Annotated in this window: 24 protein-coding genes, 6 tRNA genes, 1 other RNA gene and 1 pseudogene; 17 read left to right on the top strand and 15 right to left on the bottom strand. The window is 51.2% G+C overall.

The genetic code is table 11. The features are described from left to right. Positions 1-857 (top strand): annotated as a pseudogene (locus ACJHX3_RS09700) (IS3-like element IS1397 family transposase); the annotation flags it as partial. A 135-nt stretch (positions 858-992) separates the two neighbouring features. On the opposite strand, the gene ACJHX3_RS09695 reads toward ACJHX3_RS09700, so the two are convergent. Then, the gene (locus tag ACJHX3_RS09695; RefSeq protein ID WP_000186368.1) at positions 993-2,231 is read right to left on the bottom strand and encodes an Nramp family divalent metal transporter; all 1,239 of its coding nucleotides are present in this window, start codon (positions 2,229-2,231) and stop codon (positions 993-995) included. 335 nt (positions 2,232-2,566) lie between these two features. Here ACJHX3_RS09695 and nupC point away from each other — a divergent pair, with 335 nt between their 5' ends. Then, on the top strand, positions 2,567-3,769 hold the full coding sequence (gene nupC, locus ACJHX3_RS09690; protein WP_000376337.1) for a nucleoside permease NupC: 1,203 nt from the start codon (positions 2,567-2,569) through the stop codon (positions 3,767-3,769). Between the two features lie 49 nt (positions 3,770-3,818). Here the strand turns inward: nupC and ACJHX3_RS09685 are convergent, their stop codons facing one another. The 3 genes from ACJHX3_RS09685 to ACJHX3_RS09675 form a co-directional block, all read right to left on the bottom strand. After that, a complete protein-coding gene (locus ACJHX3_RS09685) occupies positions 3,819-6,008 on the bottom strand; it encodes a sensor domain-containing phosphodiesterase (RefSeq protein WP_094308269.1) in 2,190 nt (729 codons plus the stop codon). A 207-nt stretch (positions 6,009-6,215) separates the two neighbouring features. After that, positions 6,216-6,291: transfer RNA gene (locus tag ACJHX3_RS09680), tRNA-Ala, on the bottom strand. 39 nt (positions 6,292-6,330) lie between these two features. After that, positions 6,331-6,406: transfer RNA gene (locus ACJHX3_RS09675), tRNA-Ala, on the bottom strand. Positions 6,407-6,626: 220 nt separating this feature from the next. On the opposite strand from ACJHX3_RS09675, the gene ACJHX3_RS09670 reads away from it, so the two are divergent. Together ACJHX3_RS09670 and ACJHX3_RS09665 are read left to right on the top strand one after the other, a co-directional pair. Beyond that, positions 6,627-6,986 (top strand): YfeC-like transcriptional regulator, encoded by a 360-nt coding sequence (locus ACJHX3_RS09670; RefSeq protein ID WP_000472024.1) that lies wholly within the window; start codon positions 6,627-6,629, stop codon positions 6,984-6,986. Position 6,987: 1 nt separating this feature from the next. Continuing rightward, on the top strand, positions 6,988-7,380 hold the full coding sequence (locus ACJHX3_RS09665; RefSeq protein WP_000826507.1) for a MerR family transcriptional regulator: 393 nt from the start codon (positions 6,988-6,990) through the stop codon (positions 7,378-7,380). A 50-nt stretch (positions 7,381-7,430) separates the two neighbouring features. Here the strand turns inward: ACJHX3_RS09665 and gltX are convergent, their stop codons facing one another. Further along, on the bottom strand, positions 7,431-8,846 hold the full coding sequence (gene gltX / locus ACJHX3_RS09660) for a glutamate--tRNA ligase (protein ID WP_000695667.1): 1,416 nt from the start codon (positions 8,844-8,846) through the stop codon (positions 7,431-7,433). A gap of 258 nt (positions 8,847-9,104) precedes the next feature. On the opposite strand from gltX, the gene ACJHX3_RS09655 reads away from it, so the two are divergent. The 6 genes from ACJHX3_RS09655 to ACJHX3_RS09630 all read left to right on the top strand — a co-directional run bounded on the left by ACJHX3_RS09655 (position 9,105) and on the right by ACJHX3_RS09630 (position 10,122). Then, positions 9,105-9,180, top strand: a tRNA-Val gene (locus tag ACJHX3_RS09655). A gap of 44 nt (positions 9,181-9,224) precedes the next feature. Further along, a tRNA-Val gene (locus tag ACJHX3_RS09650) sits at positions 9,225-9,300 on the top strand. Positions 9,301-9,346: 46 nt separating this feature from the next. Then, positions 9,347-9,422: transfer RNA gene (locus tag ACJHX3_RS09645), tRNA-Val, on the top strand. 4 nt (positions 9,423-9,426) lie between these two features. Beyond that, positions 9,427-9,502: transfer RNA gene (locus ACJHX3_RS09640), tRNA-Lys, on the top strand. 30 nt (positions 9,503-9,532) lie between these two features. Then, positions 9,533-9,658: non-coding RNA, RtT sRNA (locus ACJHX3_RS09635), on the top strand. A 122-nt stretch (positions 9,659-9,780) separates the two neighbouring features. Continuing rightward, the gene (locus ACJHX3_RS09630) at positions 9,781-10,122 is read left to right on the top strand and encodes a FlxA-like family protein (protein ID WP_000201404.1); all 342 of its coding nucleotides are present in this window, start codon (positions 9,781-9,783) and stop codon (positions 10,120-10,122) included. Here the strand turns inward: ACJHX3_RS09630 and ACJHX3_RS09625 are convergent. Continuing rightward, positions 10,113-11,039 (bottom strand): LysR family transcriptional regulator, encoded by a 927-nt coding sequence (locus ACJHX3_RS09625; RefSeq protein ID WP_001109801.1) that lies wholly within the window; start codon positions 11,037-11,039, stop codon positions 10,113-10,115. The genes ACJHX3_RS09630 and ACJHX3_RS09625 overlap by 10 nt on opposite strands. An 89-nt stretch (positions 11,040-11,128) precedes the next feature. Between ACJHX3_RS09625 and ACJHX3_RS09620 the strand changes: the two genes are divergently transcribed. Continuing rightward, positions 11,129-12,127 (top strand): bile acid:sodium symporter family protein, encoded by a 999-nt coding sequence (locus tag ACJHX3_RS09620; protein ID WP_000765603.1) that lies wholly within the window; start codon positions 11,129-11,131, stop codon positions 12,125-12,127. On the opposite strand, the gene ACJHX3_RS09615 is transcribed toward ACJHX3_RS09620, so the two are convergent. The 3 genes from ACJHX3_RS09615 to zipA form a co-directional block, all read right to left on the bottom strand. After that, on the bottom strand, positions 12,124-12,342 hold the full coding sequence (locus ACJHX3_RS09615; RefSeq protein WP_000410201.1) for a DUF3820 family protein: 219 nt from the start codon (positions 12,340-12,342) through the stop codon (positions 12,124-12,126). The genes ACJHX3_RS09620 and ACJHX3_RS09615 overlap by 4 nt on opposite strands. 1 nt (position 12,343) lies before the next feature. Then, positions 12,344-14,359: an NAD-dependent DNA ligase LigA gene (ligA, locus tag ACJHX3_RS09610; protein WP_000443680.1), complete on the bottom strand. Its 2,016-nt coding sequence runs from the start codon at positions 14,357-14,359 to the stop codon at positions 12,344-12,346. 70 nt (positions 14,360-14,429) lie between these two features. Further along, the gene (gene zipA, locus ACJHX3_RS09605; protein ID WP_001469417.1) at positions 14,430-15,428 is read right to left on the bottom strand and encodes a cell division protein ZipA; all 999 of its coding nucleotides are present in this window, start codon (positions 15,426-15,428) and stop codon (positions 14,430-14,432) included. Positions 15,429-15,657: 229 nt separating this feature from the next. On the opposite strand from zipA, the gene cysZ reads away from it, so the two are divergent. From cysZ to crr, 5 genes are all read left to right on the top strand, one after another. Beyond that, the gene (cysZ, locus tag ACJHX3_RS09600; RefSeq protein ID WP_000254839.1) at positions 15,658-16,419 is read left to right on the top strand and encodes a sulfate transporter CysZ; all 762 of its coding nucleotides are present in this window, start codon (positions 15,658-15,660) and stop codon (positions 16,417-16,419) included. Between the two features lie 184 nt (positions 16,420-16,603). Further along, on the top strand, positions 16,604-17,575 hold the full coding sequence (gene cysK, locus ACJHX3_RS09595) for a cysteine synthase A (RefSeq protein WP_000034402.1): 972 nt from the start codon (positions 16,604-16,606) through the stop codon (positions 17,573-17,575). A gap of 383 nt (positions 17,576-17,958) precedes the next feature. Then, positions 17,959-18,216: a phosphocarrier protein Hpr gene (gene ptsH, locus ACJHX3_RS09590; RefSeq protein WP_000487600.1), complete on the top strand. Its 258-nt coding sequence runs from the start codon at positions 17,959-17,961 to the stop codon at positions 18,214-18,216. 44 nt (positions 18,217-18,260) lie between these two features. Next, positions 18,261-19,988: a phosphoenolpyruvate-protein phosphotransferase PtsI gene (gene ptsI / locus ACJHX3_RS09585; RefSeq protein WP_000623136.1), complete on the top strand. Its 1,728-nt coding sequence runs from the start codon at positions 18,261-18,263 to the stop codon at positions 19,986-19,988. A 40-nt stretch (positions 19,989-20,028) separates the two neighbouring features. Next, complete coding sequence (gene crr / locus ACJHX3_RS09580; protein ID WP_000522247.1) at positions 20,029-20,538, top strand: PTS glucose transporter subunit IIA; 510 nt, start codon at positions 20,029-20,031, stop codon at positions 20,536-20,538. Between the two features lie 41 nt (positions 20,539-20,579). On the opposite strand, the gene pdxK is transcribed toward crr, so the two are convergent. Beyond that, the gene (gene pdxK, locus ACJHX3_RS09575) at positions 20,580-21,431 is read right to left on the bottom strand and encodes a pyridoxine/pyridoxal/pyridoxamine kinase (RefSeq protein WP_000096681.1); all 852 of its coding nucleotides are present in this window, start codon (positions 21,429-21,431) and stop codon (positions 20,580-20,582) included. Positions 21,432-21,535: 104 nt separating this feature from the next. On the opposite strand from pdxK, the gene ACJHX3_RS09570 reads away from it, so the two are divergent. After that, positions 21,536-21,904, top strand: coding sequence for a YfeK family protein (locus ACJHX3_RS09570; protein ID WP_000719960.1), 369 nt, complete (start codon positions 21,536-21,538; stop codon positions 21,902-21,904). 2 nt (positions 21,905-21,906) lie between these two features. Here the strand turns inward: ACJHX3_RS09570 and cysM are convergent, their stop codons facing one another. From cysM to cysP, 5 genes are all read right to left on the bottom strand, one after another. Continuing rightward, a complete protein-coding gene (cysM, locus tag ACJHX3_RS09565) occupies positions 21,907-22,818 on the bottom strand; it encodes a cysteine synthase B (RefSeq protein ID WP_094321841.1) in 912 nt (303 codons plus the stop codon). Between the two features lie 133 nt (positions 22,819-22,951). Then, entirely contained in the window at positions 22,952-24,049 is a 1,098-nt protein-coding gene (cysA, locus tag ACJHX3_RS09560; protein WP_000021031.1) for a sulfate/thiosulfate ABC transporter ATP-binding protein CysA, read from the bottom strand. Further along, the gene (gene cysW / locus ACJHX3_RS09555) at positions 24,039-24,914 is read right to left on the bottom strand and encodes a sulfate/thiosulfate ABC transporter permease CysW (RefSeq protein WP_000852686.1); all 876 of its coding nucleotides are present in this window, start codon (positions 24,912-24,914) and stop codon (positions 24,039-24,041) included. The genes cysA and cysW overlap by 11 nt, the downstream gene beginning before the upstream one ends. Then, the gene (cysT, locus tag ACJHX3_RS09550) at positions 24,914-25,747 is read right to left on the bottom strand and encodes a sulfate/thiosulfate ABC transporter permease CysT (protein ID WP_000458406.1); all 834 of its coding nucleotides are present in this window, start codon (positions 25,745-25,747) and stop codon (positions 24,914-24,916) included. The genes cysW and cysT overlap by 1 nt, the downstream gene beginning before the upstream one ends. Continuing rightward, complete coding sequence (cysP, locus tag ACJHX3_RS09545; RefSeq protein ID WP_000290223.1) at positions 25,747-26,763, bottom strand: thiosulfate/sulfate ABC transporter substrate-binding protein CysP; 1,017 nt, start codon at positions 26,761-26,763, stop codon at positions 25,747-25,749. Before cysP ends, cysT begins: the two co-directional genes overlap by 1 nt. Positions 26,764-26,799: the final 36 nt, after the last annotated feature.

Raw genomic sequence — 26,799 nt, 5'->3', positions numbered from 1 at the left:
GAGAAAAAACGAAAGTCATCCGGAGCCTGAGGTGCGGACACTGCCAGTCTGACCTGTTAAAGGCTGCAGGGCTGGCCAGAAGCACGCTGTACTACCAGCTGTCACTGCAGAGGGCTAAGGACAAGTATGCTGATGTGAAACAGCTCATAGCCTCCATCTTCCATGAACACCGGGGATGTTATGGGTACCGGCGGATCCATTGTGAGCTTCAGAAAAGAGGTCTTAAGTTCAGTGGCAAAACAGTGCGAAAACTGATGCAACAGCTCGGCCTGAAGTCTCCTGTGCGCCTGAAGAAATACCGGTCTTACCGGGGAAATATGGGACTCGCTGCAGAAAATATCCTTCAGCGACAGTTCAAAGCGGAAGCTCCCTGTGAGAAATGGGTGACAGATATCACCGAATTCAGGGCTGGCGGACAAAAACTGTACCTGTCCCCGATACTTGATTTGTTTAACGGGGAAATCGTGGCGTGGGAAACGGCCTGCAGGCCTGCAGAGGAGCTGGTGAAGCGCATGTTAAATAAGGGGCTGGAAAGCCTTGCAGAAGGAGAAAAACCGCTGCTCCACAGTGATCAAGGGTGGCATTACCGGATAAAAAGTTATCAGTCTGCCCTGGCAGACAAAGGGTTAGTGCAGAGCATGTCGCGCAAGGGCAACTGCCTTGATAATGCGGTAATGGAGAATTTCTTTGGTCACCTGAAAGAAGAAATGTACTATCGCCGGGACTACAGAAGTGTAGAAGAGCTGGAAAATGCCGTTAACGAATACATAACTTACTGGAATCAAAAAAGAATAAAACTCAGTCTTGGGGGACTCAGCCCGGTAGAATACCGGACTGAGTATCAAAAAGCCGGTTAACTGAAACTGTCCAGGTTTTGGGGTTCAGTTCATAGTGCGTCTTGTCAGGCCTACAAACCGTCTCTTTAACGCGTAGGGCGGATAAGGCGTTTTACGCCGCATCCGCCAGTGATGCCTGGTACGACGCCAGTTGAACTACAACCCCAGCGCCGTACCCACTAACAACCAGATATTCAGCGCCACGACCAGCACCACAATCACACAGCCTGTCTGTTTTACGCGTTTACTGTTCACCAGATCGCCCATCAACTTACTGTCACTGGTAAAAATCAGCAGTGGAACCAGCGCCAGAGCGATACCAAAACTTAACAGCACCTGACTCATAACCAGAATCCGTGTCGGATCTAATCCCATCAGAATGACAATAAATGACGGCAACATAGTGACTGTACGACGCACCCACAGCGGGATATGAAAGCGAATGAAGCCCTGCATCACCACCTGCCCCGCTAGTGTCCCCACCACCGTTGAGGACAATCCGGCAGCAACCAGGCTTAATCCAAAGACCGTTGCTGCAGCATGGCTTAACAACGGTTGCAGCGTCAAATAAGCCTCATCAAGATCGGCAACACCAGTATGACCAGAAAAGTGGAACGCCGCCGCAGCTGTAGCCATCATCGCCAGATTGACAAAACCGGCAATAGTCATGGCGATAGCCACATCCCATTTGGTGGCGGAATAACGTTGTTGACGCGAACCGCCATGTAAATGCTGAGTGAGCGAGGAGTGCAAATAAATCACATGCGGCATAATCGTCGCCCCTAACACGCCTGCTGCCAGGAAGACCGCTTCCGAAGTAGGTAAACTCGGGATCACCATTCCTTTACCCAGCTGCGCCAGGTTAGGCTGGGAGAAAATCAACTCGACAATGTAAGCCGCGGCAACAAACAACAGTAACCCACCAATCACTTTCTCCAGCGGTTTTTGCCCGCGACGTTGCAGCATTAAAATCAGGAAAGTCGCGATCCCCGTCAGCACCGCGCCCTGCAACAACGAAACACCAAGAATGAGTTTAAAACCGATCGCCGCACCAATAAATTCCGCCAGGTCGGTTGCCATCGCAATAATTTCTGCCTGAACCCAATAGAACCACACTACGGGACGCGGATAGTGATCGCGAATCTGCTCCGCCAGATTTTTACCGGTGGCAATCCCCAGTTTGGCAGAGAGGATCTGAATCAGCATCGCCATCAGGTTGGCCCAAACGACAACCCACAGTAGCTGATAGCCGAAGCTGGCACCCGCCTGAATATTGGTCGCAAAGTTACCGGGATCGATATAACCAATCGCCGCAATGAACGCAGGTCCCATTAATGCGAGCCTCATCTTGCGCGCCGCCCGTCCGCTGCTACTCTCAACGCGATAGTTCGTCATCTTGTGCCTCTAAAACATAGCCTTTGCTATGTTTCATGCTATGCTAAACGATAATGATTATCAAATTCATTTAAATGGGTTGTGGTGATTTCTCTGATAGACCAGGATTATGACTACGAAAAGATTGATGACTTGAATGTTATGGTTATGTTTAATGTTAGCACATTTACATAACTTTCAGCTTTCATACACAACATAGCAGAAATGTATGACAGCTCACTATTTTTGAAGCTTGTCACAGGACGTCATTATAGTGTGTGTCAGATCTCGTTTTCCTTAACCATGTTACATAGAATGTGCACGGAAATTTAACCTGCCTCATATTTGGAGCAAATATGGACCGCGTCCTTCATTTTGTACTGGCACTTGCCGTTGTTGCGATTCTCGCACTGCTGGTAAGCAGCGACCGCAAAAAAATTCGTATCCGTTATGTTATTCAACTGCTTGTTATCGAAGTGTTACTGGCGTGGTTCTTCCTGAACTCCGACGTTGGTTTAGGCTTCGTGAAAGGCTTCTCCGAAATGTTCGAAAAACTGCTCGGATTTGCCAACGAAGGGACTAACTTCGTCTTTGGTAGCATGAATGATCAAGGCCTGGCATTCTTCTTCCTGAAAGTGCTGTGCCCAATCGTCTTTATCTCTGCATTGATCGGTATTCTCCAGCACATTCGCGTGTTGCCGGTGATTATCCGCGCAATTGGTTTCCTGCTCTCCAAAGTCAACGGCATGGGCAAACTGGAATCCTTTAACGCCGTCAGCTCCCTGATTCTTGGTCAGTCTGAAAACTTTATTGCCTATAAAGATATCCTTGGCAAAATCTCCCGTAACCGTATGTACACCATGGCAGCAACGGCGATGTCCACCGTGTCGATGTCCATCGTTGGTGCATACATGACCATGCTGGAACCGAAATACGTCGTTGCAGCGCTGGTACTGAACATGTTCAGCACCTTTATCGTGCTGTCGCTGATCAACCCTTACCGTGTTGATGCCAGCGAAGAGAACATTCAGATGTCCAACCTGCACGAAGGTCAGAGCTTCTTCGAAATGCTGGGTGAATACATTCTGGCAGGTTTCAAAGTTGCCATTATCGTTGCCGCAATGCTGATCGGCTTTATCGCCCTGATCGCCGCGCTGAACGCACTGTTTGCTACCGTGACTGGCTGGTTTGGCTACAGCATCTCCTTCCAGGGCATCCTGGGCTACATCTTCTATCCGATTGCATGGGTGATGGGTGTTCCTTCCAGTGAAGCACTGCAAGTGGGCAGTATCATGGCGACCAAACTGGTTTCCAACGAGTTCGTTGCGATGATGGATCTGCAGAAAATTGCTTCCACGCTCTCTCCGCGTGCTGAAGGCATCATCTCTGTGTTCCTGGTTTCCTTCGCTAACTTCTCTTCAATCGGGATTATCGCAGGTGCAGTTAAAGGCCTGAATGAAGAGCAAGGTAACGTGGTTTCTCGCTTCGGTCTGAAACTGGTTTACGGCTCTACCCTGGTGAGTGTGCTGTCTGCGTCAATCGCAGCACTGGTGCTGTAAAACCATACATAAAAAAGCCGGGGATCATTCCCCGGCTTTTTTACGCCTGTTAATCAGCTAATGGCTGCGGGCGACCAATCAAATACCCTTGCAGATATTGCACCCCGAGCTTATGCAATAGCGCCTGCTGCTGTTGCGTCTCGACAAACTCCGCGACCACACTCAATGACTTCGCTTTCGCCAGATCGGTAATTGATCTCACAATCATCGCATCCAGCGTATTCGTGACGATATCTTTCACAAAGACACCATCAATTTTGATGATATCAGCCTGCAAACGCTTTAACCGTTCGTAGTTGGCATAGCCGGTGCCAAAGTCATCAATCGCAATCCGGAAGCCAAACTTATGCAGTTGCTCGATGTTGTACATGCTGCTTTCTGCGTTAGAAAACGCCTGCTCCTCGGTGATCTCAAGAATGACCGCCTGCGGGGAGATGTGATAACGCTTAAACAGACGAATAATCCGCCCGGCAATATTCTTTTGCAGCAGCGTGAGCGGCATTAAATTGACTGAAAAGCGCGGACCTTTTTTGTCGCAAGGGTGTGTTGCCAGCCACTTCAACAAGGATTCCAGCACTTGCAAATCAAAACGCGCGCTAAGGTTAAACTGAGCAATAAGGGGCAGAAACTTATCCGGGGTCATAATGCCGCCGTCATATTTCAGTCGCGCGAGGATTTCATCATAACCTTCACCCTCTTTGTTGCGAATTGGCTGGGCGTAGAGCAGCAAATCCCCCTGATCTAACGCCGTGCGAATGGTATTCAGCAATAGCACCTGTTTAGTGGTCTGCCCGGAAACCATCTCCTCTCTGCTATCCAGCGCCAGCACATGATGATGTGCACAGGATTGCTCCGCCAGCCAGCTTAACTGCCCCAACAAGGGTTGCAGGGTTTCCTGATTTCCATCAAAACGCCCCCAGGCAGCACCATAGCCCATATCCAGCCCGGTATTGTTCCAGTGAATTTGCCGACTATTCAGGATGTTAACCATATGCTGGAGTCGCCCTTCCGTTTCCGGCCCGCTCAGCACTAACAGCAGTTCACTACCCGGCAATTGATACAACTTTTCGTTTTCCTGCATCAACGGCAGCAGCGTACGGTAAATTGATCGGATACAGTGAACGCGCATCATTAAGCCGTAATGACGACTCATAAACTCAAGATTATCAATGCGCAGGCAGCAAAAACTCTTGCCCGCCTCTTGCTCCGGCGCTTGTTCTAACGCACGAAAGTTGGGTAGGAGCGTTAACGGATCGGTCAGCGCCTGCAAATGCCAGCGGCGATTAAGCCATTCACTGCGATGATAAATGCGCACCATATAGAGCAGGCAAACGCTAAAGGAAATCAGCACCGCGAGAATAAATGCCAGCGAATATTCGGTTTCCACCCCTTGCAAAAAGTTCTGGTTGTAATTCAGAAGGCAAAGCGTTGAAACAGCCCAGGTGAGATTTAAAAACGGATAGCGGAGCTTACCGACCCCGAGGGTAAAGATAATGAAGAAAACGGGCACCAGGTAACCGGCAATAAAGTCATTTTCATACGGTGTGCACAGCAGAAGTAGCAGCACGCTTAACGCTGCCAGCCAGCTTAAGGTAAATGCGCGTTTCTCTTTGCCCAACGACGGAGCGATATCCCTGCGCCACAATATCTGCGCAAAGTGGGGACTTACAATCATGCGAGTGAGATAGTAGAAAAGCATGTTGTAAATCAGCACAGCGGTGAAAAGGCTTAGTAAATCAACGACTGTGAAAATGGCATCCGCATCGCCGAAAAAGGTGGATATCTTTAGCGGGAAATCAAAAAAGCTCCCCACAAGATACATGCTGCATTTGATGCCGATCGGCGTCACCAAACCAAGCCAGAAAAGACGTTGCCAGACATATCCGCTGGTCAATCCATAACGCCAACGCGTCCCCAGCTGCCAGCGTAATATTGCGCAGGCACACAACACCACAAACGTCTGGCTGCCGAGCATGACCGCGGTCTGTAAAAAAGAGAGATGAAAGTTCCACAGATTGGTGCAAAACATCCCGCATAAAACGGGAACGACACCGCGCCAGCCAAAGATAAACAAGATTGACAGCATTACGCACAGTGGCATCCACGCCAGAAAGATATAACTGGAATGGATAATGGCAAGTGGCGAAATAAAACGGGATAGCTGAATAAGTACCACGGTGAGCGTAAACGCTAGTGTGAATATCTTGATATTTTTTATCAGGTTATGCTCCACAAACATGAGTACACTACTCTCACTGATCGGGGTTTTCAGGCACACAAATAATAAGTTTATTCGCATCGCGAAGCAAACAGGGGCCAGCCTGTTGCCGATTTTTCATCCAATGATGCTTTCACCAGGCGGCGCTAACCCGGACGTAGACTGTATTACAAAAGCGGCAAAAAGCAGAGACAAAAAACCCCCGCTTTACAGCGAGGGTTTGAAATTTGGTGGAGCTAAGCGGGATCGAACCGCTGACCTCTTGCATGCCATGCAAGCGCTCTCCCAGCTGAGCTATAGCCCCACGATGCGTTTACGTACCAAATTTGCTGGGTGCAAAATTTGGTGGAGCTAAGCGGGATCGAACCGCTGACCTCTTGCATGCCATGCAAGCGCTCTCCCAGCTGAGCTATAGCCCCGTCACGTAAAGCTTGTCGAGTTGACGGGCGGCATCATATGAATTCCGCCCGAATGTGTCAACGGCAAATTGCAACGTGTAGTTTCAATCGCTGAAAAATCAGGCAAATGAACAATTTTGGAAAACCGCTCGCATTCAGTAGTTATTCATGTCACGGTTTCCTGTAAAGTGGTGTTATAAAATGAACGACTAATAGACCCACATACATTCAGGGAATTGTTATGTTCAAGGAGAGGATGACACCAGATGAACTTGCCAGACTGACCGGCTATAGCCGCCAGACCATTAATAAATGGGTACGCAAGGAAGGCTGGACAACGTCACCAAAACCTGGCGTCCAGGGTGGCAAAGCCCGACTGGTTCACGTCAATGAACAGGTTCGTGAATATATTCGCAATGCTGAACGTCCAGAAGGTCAGGGAGAAGCGCCTGCCCTGTCTAGTGATGCGCCGCTTGAAGTGTTGCTGGTGACACTGGCGAAAGAGATGACGCCAGTTGAACAAAAACAGTTTACATCCTTGCTTCTGCGGGAAGGGATTATCGGATTATTACAACGCTTAGGGATTCGCGATAGCAAATAATATGAAAAGATTACGCAATAAAATGACCACCGAAGAACTGGCTGAATGCCTCGGTGTGGCTAAACAAACTGTTAACCGTTGGATCAGAGAAAAAGGCTGGAAAACGGAAAAATTTCCTGGCGTGAAAGGCGGTCGTGCCAGACTTATTCTGGTCGATACGCAAGTTTGCGAGTTTATTCAGAACACGCCTGCGTTCCATAACACACCAATGTTGATGGAAGCTGAAGAGAGAATTGCTGAATACGCTCCTGGAGCACGCGCCCCGGCGTATCGACAAATCATCAGCGCAATAGACAACATGACTCACAGTGAGCAGGAAAAAGTTGCGCAATTTTTGTCACGCGAAGGAATTCGCAATTTCCTCGCCCGTCTCGATATTGACGAATCAGCATAAATAAAAAACGGCAGGGGTATCTCTCCTGCCGTTTATCTTTTATGCGCTAATTACTGCTGATTTTCGCGTTCAGCAATAAAAGCCAGCGCTTTGTTGATACGCTCGATACTGCGGGTCTTACCAATTGCGTGAACGGTAACATCCAGTGCTGGAGACTGCCCCGCACCGGTTACGGCGACACGCAGCGGCATACCAACTTTACCCATACCCACTTCCAGCTCATCCGCCGTCGCCTGAATAGCGTGATGAACGTTTTCAGCGGTCCAGTCAGTAATCGCAGTCAGTTTGTCACGAACCACTTCCAGCGGCTGACGCGCAACCGGACGCAGATGTTTTTTCGCGGCGTCGGCATCGAACTCAGTAAAATCTTCGTAGAAATAGCGGCAGCTCTGTGCCATCTCTTTCAGCGTCTTGCAGCGTTCACCCAGTAGTTTCACCAGATCAGCCAGCTGCGGGCCGTTACGGGTATCGATATTTTCCTGCTCAATGTGCCACTGTAAGTGAGTAGCAACATACTCCGGCGGCAGCGCGTTAATGTAGTGATGGTTCAGCCACAGCAGCTTGTCGGTGTTGAACGCACTGGCAGATTTGCTGACGGCATTCAGAGTGAAGTATTTGATCATCTCTTCACGAGTGAAGATTTCCTGATCGCCGTGGGACCAGCCCAGACGCACCAGATAGTTCAGCAGTGCTTCGGGCAAATAACCGTCATCACGATACTGCATTACGCTGACCGCCCCGTGACGTTTGGACAGTTTTTTACCGTCATCGCCGTTGATCATAGAAACGTGCGCGTAAACCGGTACCGGCGCTTTCAGGGCTTTAAGAATGTTGATCTGGCGTGGCGTGTTGTTGATATGGTCTTCGCCACGGATAACATGGGTGATTTCCATATCCCAGTCGTCAACCACCACACAGAAGTTATAGGTTGGGGAACCATCGGTACGGCGAATGATCAGATCATCCAGCTCCTGGTTGCTGAACTCGATCGGGCCACGGATCTGATCGTCAAAAACAACAGAACCTTCCTGCGGGTTAGCAAAACGTACAACGCACGGTTCATCATCAGCATGATGCTCATGGCTGTGGCGGCAGCGACCGTCATAACGCGGCTTCTCACCTTTCGCCATTTGCTCTTCGCGCAGCGCTTCCAGGCGCTCTTTAGAGCAATAGCATTTATAAGCAGTGCCCTCTTCCAGCATCTGATCGATCACCGCGTTGTAGCGATCAAAACGTTTGGTCTGGTAGTACGGACCTTCATCCCACTCCAGGCTCAGCCAGTTCATGCCATCCATAATGGCTTCGATAGCTTCCGGCGTGGAACGCTCAAGATCGGTGTCTTCAATACGCAGCACGAACTCACCGCCGTGGTTACGTGCAAAAAGCCAGGAGTAAAGAGCAGTACGCGCGCCGCCAACGTGCAGATAGCCTGTTGGGCTTGGCGCGAAGCGAGTTTTGATTTTCATGAAATGGCCTTACGTTTAGAAAGATGCCGACAACCGGCAAATCCTGGAAAAATTGAGTGGGCGATATTCTATCACTCCCGCCTGATTCCTCAATGTAGTTCGGGTTGCAACCTTACGCATTATTGTTTTCGTTGACAAATTGCGCAACACGGTCTGTTTTGCGATCATCTTGCTTAAATTTACGACGAACGAACAATTTCTTTAGAAAATGCGTTGACTCATTTTGAACTCTCCCTATAATGCGACTCCACACAGCGGGGGTGATTAGCTCAGCTGGGAGAGCACCTCCCTTACAAGGAGGGGGTCGGCGGTTCGATCCCGTCATCACCCACCAACTACTTTATGTAGTCTCCGCCGTGTAGCAAGAAATTGAGAAGTGGGTGATTAGCTCAGCTGGGAGAGCACCTCCCTTACAAGGAGGGGGTCGGCGGTTCGATCCCGTCATCACCCACCACTTTCTCGCCAGCTAAATTTCTTGTAAAAATGTGAAGTACCGAAGTGGGTGATTAGCTCAGCTGGGAGAGCACCTCCCTTACAAGGAGGGGGTCGGCGGTTCGATCCCGTCATCACCCACCACTTCGGGTCGTTAGCTCAGTTGGTAGAGCAGTTGACTTTTAATCAATTGGTCGCAGGTTCGAATCCTGCACGACCCACCAATGTAAAAAAGCGCCCTAAAGGCGCTTTTTTGCTATCTGCGATACTCAAAGATTCGAACCTGCAGCAGGTTCGAGTTGAGCGCAGCGAAACAACGGAGCCGCTCGCGGCGACGGCCCGAAGGGCGAGCGAAGCGAGTCATCCTGCACGACCCACCAACAATGTAAAAAAGCGCCCTAAAGGCGCTTTTTTACTATATGCGGTTTGTAAGATTGATTTTTCTTCTCAAGTTCCTTGTTCTTCTGCCGATATTACCTCGTACAGTGACGAGGACTGAACAATGGCCACTATCTCTTCAACTTCAATTCCTTCCATACAAACACAGAGTAGTAACAGGGCATCAGAAGGTAGCGATGTTGCTTCACAAATTGCGCGGATAAGTCAGCAAATCATCAAACTCACTCAACAAATTAAAGAGATTGCAGACACTAGCGGCAGTGCTGAAGACAAGCAAAAACAGGCCGAATTGATTCAGCAGCAAATCACCCTACTGGAAACACAACTGGCGCAGTTGCAGAGACAGCAGGCAGAAAAAGCGCAGGAGAAAGAGCAGCGTTTGTCTCTGAATGCATCCCTTCCAAATCCTGTTGAAAAAACGACTCATATCGATATCTATATCTGATACAGCGGATCCCCTTCCCGCCCAGCCATTAGCGCACGGCCCTGGTCTCGTACCACGTCCCATAACGCTTCAGCGGCGGTGGAAAGTGAACGGTTCTTCCTGCGCACCAGCATCAACTGGCGTTCAACCACCGGCGTAATGCGCTTTACCACCAGTGGGCTACCTTCAGGCAATGGTAGCGCCAGTGCGGGAAGAATACTGATGCCGATGCCTGCGGCTACCATCGGGAACAGCGTCGCCGGATGTCCAATCTCCTGCACAATATTCACCTGAATACCATTGCGCGCCAGCGCTGCGTCAATCAGCGGTCGGCTGCCTGACGCGTAATCCTGCAACACCAATTTCGCTCCCTGTAATGCCTGCCAGGGTACATAATCTTCCACGGCCAAAGCGCTATCGCGATGGCAAAGCAGAAAGAAAGGCTCGGAAAGAATCGCTTCACATTGCAGATCGCCCACTGGGCCTGGATCGATGACGATGCCAAAGTCGACATCTCCCTGACGAATACTTTCCATCACCCACTGCTGCGGACGATCGTGCAGGACAAACTGAATATCTGGATAGCGGCGATGGCTTTCAGCAATGCATTGCGGAATAAGATGCGCGGAAATGGTCTGGCTGGCAGCGACCCGAACTTTTCCGCTCAGTTGTTGCCCCATACGCCCGGTATCGCGCAACGTGCTGTTAAGTTCATCCAGCAGTCGCTCAAGACGCAAAGCCAACTGCTGCCCTGCATCTGTAAGCACCACTTCACGCGTGGTTCTGTCCAGCAGGCGAACACCAGTATGATTTTCCAGCTCCTTCACACTGTGACTTACTGCCGACTGGCTCAGGCCGATACGCTCTCCTGCACGACTAAAACTTTTCTCCTGCGCTACTGTGACGAAAACCTTTAATTGTTTTAAAGAATAATTCATCTGTTTTCTTCATGAATGGATGCAATAAATCAATTTTATTTCTCAAACTGGAAGAAGCACAATAGAACCATCGATCATCTGGAGTCTTTATGAAACTTTTTCGTATCCTCGATCCTTTCACCTTAACCCTGATCACGGTGGTGTTGCTGGCCTCTTTCTTTCCGGCCAGAGGCGATTTCGTCCCCTTCTTTGAAAATCTGACCACCGCAGCGATTGCCCTGCTGTTTTTTATGCACGGCGCGAAGTTGTCGCGTGAGGCGATTATTGCTGGCGGTGGTCACTGGCGACTGCATTTGTGGGTAATGTGCAGCACTTTCGTGCTGTTTCCGATTCTGGGTGTACTGTTTGCCTGGTGGAAACCGGTAAATGTCGACCCGATGCTCTACTCCGGTTTTCTCTACTTGTGCATTCTCCCGGCTACCGTGCAGTCTGCAATCGCCTTTACTTCAATGGCGGGCGGTAACGTCGCGGCAGCAGTTTGTTCTGCGTCAGCATCCAGCCTGTTGGGGATTTTCCTTTCACCATTGCTGGTTGGTCTGGTGATGAATGTTCACGGTGCGGGAGGCAGCCTTGAGCAGGTCGGTAAAATTATGCTGCAATTGCTGCTGCCGTTTGTATTGGGGCATCTTTCCCGGCCGTGGATTGGTGACTGGGTGTCGCGCAATAAAAAATGGATTGCGAAAACTGACCAGACGTCCATTCTGTTGGTGGTTTATACAGCGTTCAGCGAAGCCGTCGTTAATGGTATCTGGCATAAAGTTGGCTGGGGATCATTGCTGTTTATCGTGGTGGTCAGCTGCGTTCTTCTGGCTATCGTGATTGTAGTTAACGTCTTTATGGCACGCCGACTGGGCTTCAATAAGGCAGATGAAATTACTATCGTCTTTTGTGGTTCGAAAAAGAGTCTGGCAAATGGCATCCCGATGGCAAACATTCTTTTCCCCACATCGGTGATCGGTATGATGGTGCTGCCTCTGATGATTTTCCATCAGATCCAATTGATGGTCTGTGCGGTGCTGGCGCGTCGATACAAACACCAGACCGAACAGTTACAGGCGCAGCAGGAAAGCCGCGCCAATAAAGCTTAAAGAGGACGCTTCAGGGGCTGGACCAGTTGCGTCAGCCCCTCAGTTTTAATCAGCAGCGTGATTTGCATTAGCTCACCGAGCTTCCCTGCCGGGAACTCATCTTTGCGGGCAAACCACAGAAGATACTCCTCCGGCAGGTCGATTAAGCGACGCCCTTTGTATTTGCCAAACGGCATTATCGTATTGGCTATTTCAATCAGCTGCTCTTTTTCCATCTCAGCTACCCAGCAAACGCAGCATTTCCGCTTCGTCGATGACTTCAATGCCCAGTTCCTGCGCCTTCGCCAGTTTAGATCCTGCAGCTTCACCCGCTATCACCAGATCGGTTTTCTTCGACACGCTGCCCGCGACTTTCGCGCCCAGTTCGACCAGTCGAGCTTTAGCGTCATCACGCGACATCTGGCTTAAGCTGCCCGTAAGCACCACGGTTTTACCAGCAAACGGGCTGTCAATCTCTTCCACGTTAATCACCACCGGCGCAGGCCAGTGAACGCCTTCCGCCAACAGCTCGCTGATGACATTGCGGTTGCTTTCTTCGGCAAAGAAGTTGTGAACGTGGGAGGCAACGACAATGCCAACATCAGGCACCTTTTGCAGCTCTTCAATCGAAGCGGCTTCCAGCGCTTCCAGCGTGCCGAAATATGCCGCCAGACCTGCTGCGGTGGCCTCGCCGACTTCACGGATGCCAAGTGCATAGAGGAAGCGGGCAAAGGTGGTTTCTTTCGCTTTTTCCAGCGCGTTAACCACATTTTGTGCCGATTTCGGCCCCATGCGCTCCAGTCCGGTCAGTTTGCCTGCGGTGAGTTTGAACAGATCCGCCGGAGTGTGGACATATTCTTTTTCAACCAGCTGATCGATGATTTTGTCGCCCATACCGTCAACGTCCATCGCACGGCGGGAAACAAAGTGTTTCAGCGACTCTTTACGCTGCGCACCGCAAATCAGGCCACCGGTACAGCGGGCAACCGCTTCTCCTTCCACACGCTCAACGTCAGAACCACATACCGGACAATGCGTCGGGAATACAACCTCACGGGTATCTTCCGGGCGTTCAGAAAGCACGACGTTAACCACCTGCGGGATCACGTCGCCAGCGCGGCGAATCACCACTTTATCGCCAATGCGTAAACCAAGACGTTCGATTTCATCCGCATTGTGTAAGGTTGCGTTACTCACCAGCACGCCTGCAACATGGACAGGTTCCAGACGCGCAACAGGCGTAATCGCGCCAGTACGCCCAACCTGAAACTCGACGTCACGCACAAAGGTCATCTGTTCCTGCGCCGGGAATTTAAACGCTACCGCCCAGCGCGGGGCACGCGCGACAAAGCCAAGCTGCTCCTGCTGTGTCAGTGAGTTGACCTTAATCACCACGCCGTCGATATCAAAGCCCAGCGTCGGGCGGTCTTCTTCCACTTTGTGATAGAACGCCAGCACTTCTTCCGCCGATTCACAAAGCGTTACCCGGTCGCTGACCGGCAAACCCCACTTTTTAAATTGCAGTAAACGGCCAAGATGAGTATTCGGCAGCTCGCCACCTTCCAGAATACCGACGCCATAGCAGAAAAAAGTGAGCGGTCGCTTCGCTGTAATACGCGGATCAAGCTGACGCAGTGAACCAGCAGCCGCATTACGTGGGTTAGCAAACACTTTCCCGCCCGTGCGTCGCGCATCTTCGTTAATCTTTTCGAACCCCGCCTGCGGCAGGAACACTTCACCACGCACTTCCAGACGCGCCGGGATATTCTCTCCGTGTAGCTTCAGCGGAATGGCGCGAATAGTACGCACATTAGACGTGATATCTTCCCCGGTAGTACCATCGCCACGCGTCGCGGCACTGACCAAAACGCCATTTTCATACAGAATACTGACAGCAAGGCCATCCAGCTTCAGCTCACAGCACCAGGTGACTTTCTCGTTGCTTTTCAGACGGTCCTGCACACGTTTGTTGAAAGCAAGAAAGCTTTCTTCATCAAAAACGTTATCCAGCGACAGCATTGGCACTTCATGGCGGATCTGGCTGAAAGCCGCCAGCGGCGCAGCACCTACACGTTGGGTAGGCGAATCAGGCGTAATCAGTTCTGGATGTTTGGTTTCCAGCTCGCGCAGTTCGCGCATCAGTCTGTCGTATTCAGCGTCGGGAATTTCCGGCGCATCCATCACATGATAAAGATATTCATGATGGCGAAGCGTCGTTCGCAGTTCTGTCAGTTGTTGTTCGATTGATTCCATATCGCACCATCAATGCTAAAAACCCCCGACAAGCGGGGGTTCGAAGAGGAGTTAATTTGCCTTAAGTGTATCAGGCGTTGGCGTCTTTGACTTCGCGGATGATGTCCTGGTACTCGCGCAATTTCTGCGGAGTCATCATACGGCGCTGATCGTCAAGCACTACACCGCCCACTTCATCGGCAATATGCTGCGCAGATTGCAGCATCAGCTTGAAGTTCTGCAGCTCGTCACCGTAAGACGGTACCTGCATAAAGATAGTGACACCCGGAGTAGTGAAATCCTTCATTTCAGGATCAAAGGTTCCCGGTTTCACCATATTCGCCAGGCTGAATAACGCCGGGCCGCTGCCATCCGGGCTAAGATGACGATGGTAAATATTCATATCGCCAAAAATGAAGCCCGCTTGTTGAATGCTGTTAAGAAGCAGTTCACCGTTTAGCTCGCTACCGTGATGCGCCGCGACGTTCATGATAATCACCGCTTCTTTACGCTTCGGTTTATCCATAACTGGAGCCGGTTCCGCTACAGGCTCAGGCTGTGGTACCGCTACGGGTTCTGCAGGCTGGAAAGCCTGTTGTGCCGGTTGCGGTGCTGAATGCACTGGCTGCGGCGCTGACGCGACTTGTGGCGAAACTGGCTGCTGCAACGGCTGTTCAGGCTGCGGCTGATAGGCAGGCTGCTGCACGGGTTGCTGCACCGGCTGCGCTGGACGCGGAGCATGTTGCGGCGGTACCTGCGCTTCAGGCGGCTGCTGGACCGGTTGACGCGGCTGCGCAGACGCATAAGGCGGTTGGTACTGGTGTTGCGGCGACGGACGAGCAGCCTCATGCTCCTGGGCGTTAGCCGGGGCATGATTCACGCGGTGAACACGAACCTCACCAACGCCCTCATCATCTTCGACATCCTCGTCATAAGAATCGTCGTCACGTTTTGACTTCATTCGTTTTAATGGCCGATCGCGGAACATAGAAGATCGTTCTTTACGGCTGGTCCAGAAACCATGTACCAGTAAAGCGATTATGGCGATCGCGCCAACAATGATTAATATCAGACGCAAATCCTGCATCATTATATTCTCTGTTGTTCTAACACCTTGCCACCACGGCAAACATTTACTCACTAAGAGTATTTGCCGATTACCTCAAGTGCAAGTGCACTATTAACTTTCACAGCACAAAGATAGATGAAATCGTGCTTTTTGCTGTTTTTTCGAACATATCCTAACTGTCCATTGCGCAATTACCCGGTAAAATACGCAGAATTTTCCTGGGATTGGTCAAAAGGAGCTCATCCTGATTATGGTTTCATCATTCACATCTGCCCCACGCAGCGGTTTTTACTATTTTGCGCAAGGCTGGAAGCTCGTCTCGCAACCTGGGATTCGGCGTTTCGTTATTTTACCGCTGCTGGTCAATATTTTGTTGATGGGGGGCGCATTCTGGTGGCTCTTTACGCAACTCGATGTCTGGATCCCGACTCTCATGAGTTATGTTCCGGACTGGTTACAATGGCTGAGCTATCTGTTGTGGCCTCTGGCAGTCATCTCCGTGCTGTTAGTGTTTGGCTATTTCTTCTCAACGATTGCTAACTGGATTGCCGCTCCGTTTAACGGTTTATTGGCTGAACAACTGGAAGCACGATTGACTGGCGCTACACCGCCAGATACCGGGATTTTCGGTATCATGAAAGATGTGCCGCGAATCATGAAACGCGAATGGCAAAAATTTGCGTGGTATCTGCCGCGCGCAATTGTATTGCTAATTCTTTACTTCATCCCTGGTATTGGGCAAACCGTCGCGCCGGTACTGTGGTTCCTGTTTAGCGCCTGGATGTTAGCCATCCAGTATTGCGATTACCCCTTCGATAACCACAAAGTGCCGTTTAAAGAGATGCGCACCGCCCTGCGCACACGCAAAATCACCAATATGCAGTTTGGTGCTTTAACCAGCCTGTTTACGATGATCCCTCTGCTTAATCTGTTCATCATGCCCGTTGCCGTTTGTGGTGCGACGGCGATGTGGGTCGATTGCTATCGCGATAAACACGCGATGTGGCGGTAACAATCTACCGGTTATTTTGTAAACCGCTTGTGTGAAACAGGGGTGGCTTATGCCGCCCCTTATTCCATCTTGCATGTCATTATTTCCCTTCTGCATATAGATATGCTAAATCCTTACTTCCGCATATTCTCTGAGCGGGTATGCTACCTGTTGTATCCCAATTTCATACAGTTAAGGACAGGCCATGAGTAAGATTTTTGAAGATAACTCGCTGACTATCGGTCACACGCCGCTGGTTCGCCTGAATCGCATCGGTAACGGACGCATTCTGGCGAAGGTGGAATCTCGTAACCCCAGCTTCAGCGTTAAGTGCCGTATCGGTGCCAACATGATTTGGGATGCCGAAAAACGCGGCGTGCTGAAACCAGGCGTTGAACTGGTTGAACCAACCAGCGGTAATACCGGGATTGCACTGGCCTATGTCGCTGCCGCTCGCGGTTACAAACTTACCCTGACCATGCCAGAAACCATGAGTATTGAACGCCGCAAGCTGCTGAAAGCGTTAGGTGCAAACCTGGTGCTGACCGAAGGTGCTAAAGGCATGAAAGGCGCAATCCAAAAAGCAGAAGAAATTGTCGCCAGCAATCCAGAGAAATACCTGCTGCTGCAACAATTCAGCAATCCGGCAAACCCTGAAATTCACGAAAAAACCACCGGTCCGGAGATCTGGGAAGATACCGACGGTCAGGTTGATGTATTTATTGCTGGCGTTGGGACTGGCGGTACGCTGACCGGCGTCAGCCGCTACATTAAAGGCACCAAAGGCAAGACCGATCTTATCTCTGTCGCCGTTGAGCCAACCGATTCTCCAGTTATCGCCCAGGCACTGGCTGGTGAAGAGATTAAACCTGGCCCGCATAAAATTCAGGGTATTGGCGCAGGTTTTATCCCGGCTAACCTCGATCTCAAGCTGGTCGATAAAGTCATTGGCATCACCAATGAAGAAGCCATTTCTACCGCGCGTCGTCTGATGGAAGAAGAAGGTATTCTTGCTGGTATCTCTTCTGGAGCAGCTGTTGCTGCGGCGTTGAAACTACAAGAAGATGAAAGCTTTACCAACAAGAATATTGTGGTTATTCTACCGTCATCGGGTGAGCGTTATTTAAGCACCGCATTGTTTGCCGATCTCTTCACTGAGAAAGAATTGCAACAGTAATGCCAGCTTGTTAAAAATGCGTAAAAAAGCACCTTTTCAGGTGCTTTTTTGTGGCCTGCTTCAAACTTTCGCCCCTCCTGGCATTGATTCAGCCTGTCGGAACTGGTATTTAACCAGACTAATTATTTTGATGCGCGAAATTAATCGTTACAGGAAAAGCCAAAGCTGAATCGATTTTATGATTTGGTTCAATTCTTCCTTTAGCGGCATAATGTTTAATGACGTACGAAACGTCAGCGGTCAACACCCGCCAGCAATGGACTGTATTGCGCTCTTCGTGCGTCGCGTCTGTTAAAAACTGGCGCTAACAATACAGGCTAAAGTCGAACCGCCAGGCTAGACTTTAGTTCCACAACACTAAACCTATAAGTTGGGGAAATACAATGTTCCAGCAAGAAGTTACCATTACCGCTCCGAACGGTCTGCACACCCGCCCTGCTGCCCAGTTTGTAAAAGAAGCTAAGGGCTTCACTTCTGAAATTACTGTGACTTCCAACGGCAAAAGCGCCAGCGCGAAAAGCCTGTTTAAACTGCAGACTCTGGGCCTGACTCAAGGTACCGTTGTGACTATCTCCGCAGAAGGCGAAGACGAGCAGAAAGCGGTTGAACATCTGGTTAAACTGATGGCGGAACTCGAGTAATTTCCCGGGTTCTTTTAAAAATCAGTCACAAGTAAGGTAGGGTTATGATTTCAGGCATTTTAGCATCCCCGGGTATCGCTTTCGGTAAAGCTCTGCTTCTGAAAGAAGACGAAATTGTCATTGACCGGAAAAAAATTTCTGCCGACCAGGTTGATCAGGAAGTTGAACGTTTTCTGAGCGGTCGTGCCAAGGCATCAGCCCAGCTGGAAACGATCAAAACGAAAGCTGGTGAAACGTTCGGTGAAGAAAAAGAAGCCATCTTTGAAGGGCATATTATGCTGCTCGAAGATGAGGAGCTGGAGCAGGAAATCATAGCCCTGATTAAAGATAAGCACATGACAGCTGACGCAGCTGCTCATGAAGTTATCGAAGGTCAGGCTTCTGCCCTGGAAGAGCTGGATGATGAATACCTGAAAGAACGTGCGGCTGACGTACGTGATATCGGTAAGCGCCTGCTGCGCAACATCCTGGGCCTGAAGATTATCGACCTGAGCGCCATTCAGGATGAAGTCATTCTGGTTGCCGCTGACCTGACGCCGTCCGAAACTGCACAGCTGAACCTGAAGAAGGTGCTGGGTTTCATCACCGACGCGGGTGGCCGTACTTCCCACACCTCTATCATGGCGCGTTCTCTGGAACTGCCTGCTATCGTGGGTACCGGTAGCGTCACCTCTCAGGTGAAAAATGACGACTATCTGATTCTGGATGCCGTAAATAATCAGGTTTACGTCAATCCAACCAACGAAGTTATTGATAAAATGCGCGCTGTTCAGGAGCAAGTGGCTTCTGAAAAAGCAGAGCTTGCTAAACTGAAAGATCTGCCAGCTATTACGCTGGACGGTCACCAGGTAGAAGTGTGCGCTAACATTGGTACGGTTCGTGACGTTGAAGGTGCAGAGCGTAACGGCGCTGAAGGCGTTGGTCTGTATCGTACTGAGTTCCTGTTCATGGACCGCGACGCGCTGCCCACTGAAGAAGAACAGTTTGCTGCTTACAAAGCAGTGGCTGAAGCGTGTGGCTCGCAGGCGGTTATCGTTCGTACCATGGACATCGGCGGCGACAAAGAGCTGCCATACATGAACTTCCCGAAAGAAGAGAACCCGTTCCTCGGCTGGCGCGCTATCCGTATCGCGATGGATCGTAAAGAGATCCTGCGCGATCAGCTCCGCGCTATCCTGCGTGCCTCAGCTTTCGGTAAATTGCGCATTATGTTCCCGATGATCATCTCTGTTGAAGAAGTACGTGCACTGCGCAAAGAGATCGAAATCTACAAACAGGAACTGCGCGACGAAGGTAAAGCGTTTGACGAGTCAATTGAAATCGGCGTAATGGTGGAAACACCGGCTGCCGCAACAATTGCACGTCATTTAGCCAAAGAAGTTGATTTCTTTAGTATCGGCACCAATGATTTAACGCAGTACACTCTGGCAGTTGACCGTGGTAATGATATGATTTCACACCTTTACCAGCCAATGTCACCGTCCGTGCTGAACTTGATCAAGCAAGTTATTGATGCTTCTCATGCTGAAGGCAAATGGACTGGCATGTGTGGTGAGCTTGCTGGCGATGAACGTGCTACACTTCTGTTGCTGGGGATGGGTCTGGACGAATTCTCTATGAGCGCCATTTCTATCCCGCGCATTAAGAAGATTATCCGTAACACGAACTTCGAAGATGCGAAGGTGTTAGCAGAGCAGGCTCTTGCTCAACCGACAACGGACGAGTTAATGACGCTGGTTAACAAGTTCATTGAAGAAAAAACAATCTGCTAATCCACGAGATGCGGCCCAATTTACTGCTTAGGAGAAGATCATGGGTTTGTTCGATAAACTGAAATCTCTGGTTTCCGACGACAAGAAGGATACCGGAACTATTGAGATCATTGCTCCGCTCTCTGGCGAGATCGTCAATATCGAAGACGTGCCGGATGTCGTTTTTGCGGAAAAAATCGTTGGTGATGGCATTGCTATCAAACCAACTGGAAACAAAATGGTCGCGCCTGTAGACGGCACCATTGGTAAAATCTTTGAAACCAACCACGCGTTCTCTATCGAATCTGATAGCGGCGTTGAACTGTTCGTCCACTTCGGTATCGACACCGTTGAACTGAAAGGCGAAGGCTTCAAGCGTATTGCTGAAGAAGGTCAGCGCGTGAAAGTTGGCGATACTGTCATTGAATTTGATCTGCCGCTGCTGGAAGAGAAAGCCAAGTCTACCCTGACTCCGGTTGTTATCTCCAACATGGACGAAATCAAAGAACTGATCAAACTGTCCGGTAGCGTAACCGTGGGTGAAACCCCGGTTATCCGCATCAAGAAGTAATTCTTGCCGCAGTGAAAAATGGCGCCCATCGGCGCCATTTTTTATGCTTCCGCCAGCGGCGGCAAAATCAATTCATCGCTCTCATGCTGCTGGGTGTAGCGCATCACTTCCAGTACGCGCAACCCCGCACGGTGCACCGCATCGTTTAACGCCTTCCCTTTCAGCAAACCACTGATAAGCTGAGCACAAAACAGGTCGCCAGTCCCTTTCAGGTCAGTTTTAACCCGTGAATGGGAAATGACATTCACGCTGTCGGCACTGACCACCACCACCTGCATCTCCTGATTTTCTTCGTTACCGGAGGCGCTGGTAATCACCACCCATTTTAATGTGTCTGAAAGCAGACTTTTTGCGGCAGCAATGGCACTGTCGAGATCGCGGCAATTTTTACCGGTCAGGATTTCCAGCTCAAAGATATTGGGGGTAATTCCCTGCGCCAGCGGCAGTAAATATTGTCGATACGCCTCGGGAAGGTCAGGTTTGACATAAATTCCGCTATCAATATCGCCAATCACCGGATCGACCATGATCAATAGGTCAGGATGGTCTTTGCGTAGCGCAGTCATCCACTCGGCAAGGATTTTGATTTGCGATGCCGTTCCCATATAGCCCGTGGTTACAGCTCGAAGTTGGCGCAGCGCATCACGCTCCTGAAGCGCACGCAAATAGCCGCTAAACCATTCGTCCGGAATCGCACCACCGTAGAAAGTGTCATAATGCGGCGTATTGCTCAGCAATACCGTCGGCACGGCAAAGACATTCAGGCCGTTCTGTTTGATAGCAGGCACGGCAATGCTGTTGCCTACGCTGCCGTACACTACCTGCGACTGCACGGCGACGATATCCGCCTGCAATGCCCTGCTCTTATCGTTAAACAACAACAAACTACTCATTTAATTTTTTCTCCTTGCCGATGATCCTCATCGTATTCCAACCGAAACTTTACCTGATTCTGGCAGTCAAATCGGCTATCACAAAACAAGGATAAGGTAATTCAATGAAGAAAATCATTTGTCTGGTCATTACGCTGCTAATGACACTCCCCGTTTACGCGAAGTTAACTGCCCATGAAGAAGCCCGTATCAACGCCATGCTGGAGGGATTAGCACAGAAAAAGGATTTGATATTTGTGCGTAACGGCGATGAACACACCTGTGATGAAGCGGTTTCCCACCTGCGTCTGAAGCTCGGCAACACGCGCAACCGCATTGACACCGCCGAGCAGTTTATTGATAAGGTGGCCTCGTCGTCATCGATTACCGGGAAGCCGTATATCGTGAAGATGCCCGGTAAAAGCGATGAGAACGCACAACCTTTTTTACATGCGCTAATTGCGCAGACGGATAAAACAGTGCCTGCGCAATAATCTTAAATCCCTGCCCCCTGACTAAAATGCTCTTCCCCAAACACCCCGGTAGAAAGGTAGCGATCGCCACGATCGCAGATGATCGCTACCACCACCGCACCGGGGTTAGCCTTTGCCACGCGCAGTGCTCCGGCAACCGCGCCGCCGGAGCTGACGCCACAGAATATTCCTTCCCGCACTGCCAGTTCGCGCATGGTGTTTTCTGCATCGCGCTGATGAATATCCAGCACCTCATCCACCAGCGAAGCGTTGAAAATCCCCGGCAGATATTCCGCAGGCCAGCGGCGAATGCCGGGAATGCTACTGCCCTCTTCCGGCTGCAGGCCAACAATGGTCACCGGTTTGGATTGTTCGCGCATAAAGCGTGAAACGCCGGTGATAGTGCCGGTTGTTCCCATGCTGGAGACAAAATGGGTAATGCGCCCGCCAGTTTGCTGCCAGATTTCCGGCCCGGTGGTGGTGTAATGGGCGAAGGGATTATCAGGATTATTGAACTGATCGAGCAGCTTTCCTTCATCACGATTCGCCATCTCCAGCGCCAGATCGCGCGCACCTTCCATGCCCTGTTCTTTAGTGACCAGAATTAGCTCCGCGCCGTAGGCACGCATCGCCGCACGGCGTTCCTGGCTCATGTTGTCGGGCATCAGCAATTTCATGCGATAGCCTTTAAGCGCGGCAATCATTGCCAGCGCAATGCCGGTGTTACCACTGGTGGCTTCGATTAAGACATCACCCGGTTTAATTTCCCCGCGCTTTTCCGCCTCGACGATCATCGAAAGCGCCGCACGATCTTTCACCGAACCTGCCGGGTTATTGCCTTCCAGTTTTAACCACACTTCACTGCCGTTATCCGGCCCCATTCGCTGCAACTTCACCAGAGGCGTATTGCCTATTGTTTGTTCTAATGTACTCACGATCTCTATCCATACGTGGTGTTGCCTGATGCGACGCTTGCGCGTCTTATCAGGCCTACAGGTTACAAACCTTGCCATTAAAAAGCCCGGATCGCGGGAAGCGCCTCCGGGCGTTTAACATTCACTCAACCTATCAGGCGCTTTGTGCGAGAGCAAGTTCCTCATCTCGGGTTTCGATACGCTCGTCGCCGTTATACAGCCGCGCATGTTGCAGACCAACGAATAAACGCTCGCCACGCTGCGGGGCATCGTCGCCATGCATCACAACCGTCAGCGCTTCGTTGTACCACCCCAGCGGCTGCACGACTAATTGGGTGTAGTGGCCTTTCGGGCTGGCTTCCAGTACCTGTACCGGCAGCGGCGAATCGAGGCTGGTACGGCGGCTGATATCCACTTCCCACGGACGCAGGAAGAGATCCACTGGCCCCTGATACGCAGGTGTATAGCCCAGCGGCCAGCGATGTGCGCCAACATGGAACTGCCCGCCGCGAATGGTTCCCTGCAGGCGGTTCACTTCGCCCATAAATTCGAGTACAAAACGGGTCGCTGGTTCACGCCATACCTGGTCCGGTGCATCAGCCTGCTCGATATTGCCCTGGCTCATCACCACTACACGATCGGCTACTTCGGTCGCTTCTTCCTGATCATGGGTCACAAACACGCTGGTGAATTTCAGCTCTTCATGTAACTGACGCAGCCAGCGACGCAACTCTTTACGCACCTGCGCATCCAGCGCGCCAAACGGTTCATCAAGCAGCAGAATTTGCGGTTCTACAGCCAGCGCGCGCGCCAGTGCCACACGCTGTTTCTGGCCGCCGGAAAGCTGTGCTGGATAACGATCCGCCAGATGGGCAAGCTGCACCATCTCCAGCAATTTTGTCACTTTCGCTTTGATCGCCGCCGCATTCGGGCGCTCGCGACGCGGTAGCACCGTCAGGCCGAAAGCGATATTGTCGAACACCGTCATATGGCGGAACAGCGCATAGTGCTGGAACACGAAACCAACTTTACGATCGCGCGCATGCAGGCGGCTGACGTCGGTGCCGTGGAAGCGAATATGCCCGCTGGTTTGATGCTCCAGCCCGGCGATAATCCGCAGCAGCGTGGTTTTCCCGGAACCAGACGGCCCCAGCAATGCGACCATCTGACCAGAAGGAATATCCAGTGAGATATCGTTCAGCACCTGGGTGCGACCAAAAGACTTCTTAATATTGGCAATCTCAATGCTCATGATGTTCCTCCTGCTGCGCGCGTTTTTCCTGATTCTCCAGACGCCACTGCAACATACTCTTTAAAAACAGGGTGATAATCGCCATCAGCGTCAACAACGCGGCAGCGGTAAAGGAGCCGACGGTGTTGTAGTCCTGCTCAAGCAATTCAATCTGTAACGGCAGCGAAAGTGTTTCGCCGCGAATCGAGCCGGAAACCACCGACACCGCACCAAACTCGCCAATCGCGCGGGCGTTGGTCAGCACCACGCCATAAAGCAGCGCCCAGCGGATGTTCGGCAGCGTGACGCGGCGAAACATCTGCCAGCCAGACGCGCCAAGCAAAATTGCCGCTTCGTCTTCCTGGCTGCCCTGGCTTAACATCACCGGCACCAGCTCACGCACCACAAACGGACACGTCACGAAGATGGTGACCAGCACCATTCCCGGCCAGGAGAACATAATTTGCAGATTATGTTCATCCAGCCAGCCACCGAGCGGGCCGTTAGAGCCGTAGAACAGCAGATACACCAGACCGGCAACCACCGGCGACACGGCAAACGGAATGTCCAGCAGCGTCAGCAGCAACTGGCGTCCAGGGAAGTTAAAGCGCGTCACCAGCCAGGCCAGCAGAATGCCGAACACCAGGTTTACCGGTACGGCAATCAGCGCGATCATCACCGTCAGCCAGATGGCGTGCAGCATGTCCGGATCGGCCAGATTCTGTAAAACCGGCATCAGCCCTTTGCTGAACGCCTGTACGAAGATATAAATCATCGGCACCAGCAGGATGAACGCCGATACCAGCATCCCGATGCCAATCAGAAACCATTTGCCCCAGTTAATCGGGCGCGCGTCATAACGCTTCAATTGGGTAACTTCCGCCATTAATGACCTACCACACGCCGACCAAAGCGACTTTGCAGAGTGTTAATTGAGAACAGCAGCAGCAGGGATGCCGCGAGGATCACCGAAGCAATCGCGCTCGCCGCCGGGTAATCAAACTCCTGTAAGCGAACAAAAATCATCAGCGACGTCACTTCCGTCTTCCAGGCAATGTTCCCGGCGATGAAAATCACCGCGCCAAATTCACCAAGACTACGGGTAAACGACAGCGCCACGCCCGCCACCAGCGCCGGAGAAAGTTCTGGCAGCACCACTTTGCAGAAACTCTGCCAGCGCGTTGCGCCGAGCGTTTCCGCCGCTTCTTCATATTCCGGGCCTAACTCTTCCAGCACCGGCTGCACGGTACGTACCACAAACGGAATGCTGGTAAAGGCCATCGCCACCGCAATCCCCAGCCAGGTATAGGTGACTTTGATATCAAACTTCGCCAGCCATTCACCGTAAAAACCGTTTACAGAAAAGAGCGAGGCCAGCGTTAAACCGGCGACTGCCGTTGGCAGCGCAAAGGGTAAATCCATCAGCGCATCAAGCAGCGTGCGGCCCGGAAAGCGATAACGGGTTAAAATCCACGCCATCAGCAGGCCGAAAACGCCGTTAAAAATTGATGCCACAAACGCCGACAGCAGCGTCACTTTGTAGGCCGCGACTACCTGCGGGTTGGTGATCACCTCCCAGTACTGCGCCCAGCTCATCTGAGCCAGCTGCATCACCAGCGCGGAGAGCGGCAGCAGCAAAATCAGGCACACAAACAGCAGACTGGTGCCGAGGCTTAAGGTAAAGCCCGGCAGCACGCGTCTTGATGAAACTGCAAACATTAATTACGCCCCGCCGCTAACAGCTTGTCTAACTCGCCGCCGCTGGTGAAGTGGGTTTTCATCACTTCCGGCCAGGAGCCAAATTTGTCTTCCACGCGGAACAGTTCGGTCTGCGGGAATTTGTCTTTCAGTTTGTCCATGACTTCCGGGTTATTTACGCGGTAGTAATAGTCGGTGATGATGGTTTGCGCCTGCGGGCTGTAGAGCCAGTTCAGGTAGGCTTTTGCTGCTTTTTCCGTACCGTTGGCCTGCACGTTTTTATCGACCCACGCCACCGGGAATTCCGCCAGAATGTTGGTTTTCGGAATCACCACTTCAAAGCCCTGCGCTTCATACTGTTTACGAATGTTGTTTACTTCCGATTCAAAGCTAATCAGTACATCGCCCAGCCCGCGCTCGGCAAAGGTGGTGGTCGCGCCACGACCGCCGGTATCGAACACTTCAACGTTTTTCAGGAACTGGGTCATAAACTGTTCGGTTTTGGCTTTGTCGCCACCGTCAGCTTTATCCGCTGCACCCCATGCCGCCAGATAGGTGTAACGTGCGTTACCCGACGTTTTCGGGTTCGGGAAAATCAGCTTTACGTCGGAGCGCACCAGATCGTTCCAGTCGTGGATATTCTTCGGGTTACCCTTACGCACCAGGAAGCCCATGGTGGAGTAGAACGGCGAGCTGTTATTCGGCAGGCGCGACTGCCAGTCGGCCGGGATCAGCTTGCCTTTGTCATGCAGGATTTGTACGTCGGTCACCTGGTTATAAGTGACAACGTCGGCTTTTAAGCCCTGCAAAATCGCCAGCGCCTGTTTTGATGACCCGGCATGAGATTGTTTTATCGTCAGTTTGTCGCCGCCGTTATCTTTTGCCCATTGTTGCTCAAACGGCGGGTTCAGGGCGGCAAACAGCTCGCGGGAGACGTCATAAGAACTGTTCAGCAGTTCCGTTGCCTGTACATGGCCCGCCAGCAGCAGAGAAGCGACCAGCGCGAGTGAGTTCTTTTTCAGTAAGTTAACGGCCATTGCGCACCCTTATAAATTTAATGACTTTCTAATAGC

Origin of the sequence: Escherichia sp. WS1265 (genome assembly GCF_046487585.1) — a bacterium.
In the GTDB taxonomy this organism is placed as follows: domain Bacteria; phylum Pseudomonadota; class Gammaproteobacteria; order Enterobacterales; family Enterobacteriaceae; genus Escherichia; species Escherichia coli.
The sequence above is the reverse complement of the archived record's forward strand: the minus strand, read 5'-3'. Positions and strand labels throughout refer to the sequence as shown.

Coding starts and splice junctions, on each gene's coding strand:
- ACJHX3_RS09695 (WP_000186368.1), bottom strand. CDS start 2,231: ATGACGAACTATCGCGTTGAGAGTAGCAGCGGACGGGCGGCGCGCAAG.
- nupC (WP_000376337.1), top strand. CDS start 2,567: ATGGACCGCGTCCTTCATTTTGTACTGGCACTTGCCGTTGTTGCGATT.
- ACJHX3_RS09685 (WP_094308269.1), bottom strand. CDS start 6,008: ATGTTTGTGGAGCATAACCTGATAAAAAATATCAAGATATTCACACTA.
- ACJHX3_RS09670 (WP_000472024.1), top strand. CDS start 6,627: ATGTTCAAGGAGAGGATGACACCAGATGAACTTGCCAGACTGACCGGC.
- ACJHX3_RS09665 (WP_000826507.1), top strand. CDS start 6,988: ATGAAAAGATTACGCAATAAAATGACCACCGAAGAACTGGCTGAATGC.
- gltX (WP_000695667.1), bottom strand. CDS start 8,846: ATGAAAATCAAAACTCGCTTCGCGCCAAGCCCAACAGGCTATCTGCAC.
- ACJHX3_RS09630 (WP_000201404.1), top strand. CDS start 9,781: ATGGCCACTATCTCTTCAACTTCAATTCCTTCCATACAAACACAGAGT.
- ACJHX3_RS09625 (WP_001109801.1), bottom strand. CDS start 11,039: ATGAATTATTCTTTAAAACAATTAAAGGTTTTCGTCACAGTAGCGCAG.
- ACJHX3_RS09620 (WP_000765603.1), top strand. CDS start 11,129: ATGAAACTTTTTCGTATCCTCGATCCTTTCACCTTAACCCTGATCACG.
- ACJHX3_RS09615 (WP_000410201.1), bottom strand. CDS start 12,342: ATGGAAAAAGAGCAGCTGATTGAAATAGCCAATACGATAATGCCGTTT.
- ligA (WP_000443680.1), bottom strand. CDS start 14,359: ATGGAATCAATCGAACAACAACTGACAGAACTGCGAACGACGCTTCGC.
- zipA (WP_001469417.1), bottom strand. CDS start 15,428: ATGATGCAGGATTTGCGTCTGATATTAATCATTGTTGGCGCGATCGCC.
- cysZ (WP_000254839.1), top strand. CDS start 15,658: ATGGTTTCATCATTCACATCTGCCCCACGCAGCGGTTTTTACTATTTT.
- cysK (WP_000034402.1), top strand. CDS start 16,604: ATGAGTAAGATTTTTGAAGATAACTCGCTGACTATCGGTCACACGCCG.
- ptsH (WP_000487600.1), top strand. CDS start 17,959: ATGTTCCAGCAAGAAGTTACCATTACCGCTCCGAACGGTCTGCACACC.
- ptsI (WP_000623136.1), top strand. CDS start 18,261: ATGATTTCAGGCATTTTAGCATCCCCGGGTATCGCTTTCGGTAAAGCT.
- crr (WP_000522247.1), top strand. CDS start 20,029: ATGGGTTTGTTCGATAAACTGAAATCTCTGGTTTCCGACGACAAGAAG.
- pdxK (WP_000096681.1), bottom strand. CDS start 21,431: ATGAGTAGTTTGTTGTTGTTTAACGATAAGAGCAGGGCATTGCAGGCG.
- ACJHX3_RS09570 (WP_000719960.1), top strand. CDS start 21,536: ATGAAGAAAATCATTTGTCTGGTCATTACGCTGCTAATGACACTCCCC.
- cysA (WP_000021031.1), bottom strand. CDS start 24,049: ATGAGCATTGAGATTGCCAATATTAAGAAGTCTTTTGGTCGCACCCAG.
- cysW (WP_000852686.1), bottom strand. CDS start 24,914: ATGGCGGAAGTTACCCAATTGAAGCGTTATGACGCGCGCCCGATTAAC.
- cysT (WP_000458406.1), bottom strand. CDS start 25,747: ATGTTTGCAGTTTCATCAAGACGCGTGCTGCCGGGCTTTACCTTAAGC.
- cysP (WP_000290223.1), bottom strand. CDS start 26,763: ATGGCCGTTAACTTACTGAAAAAGAACTCACTCGCGCTGGTCGCTTCT.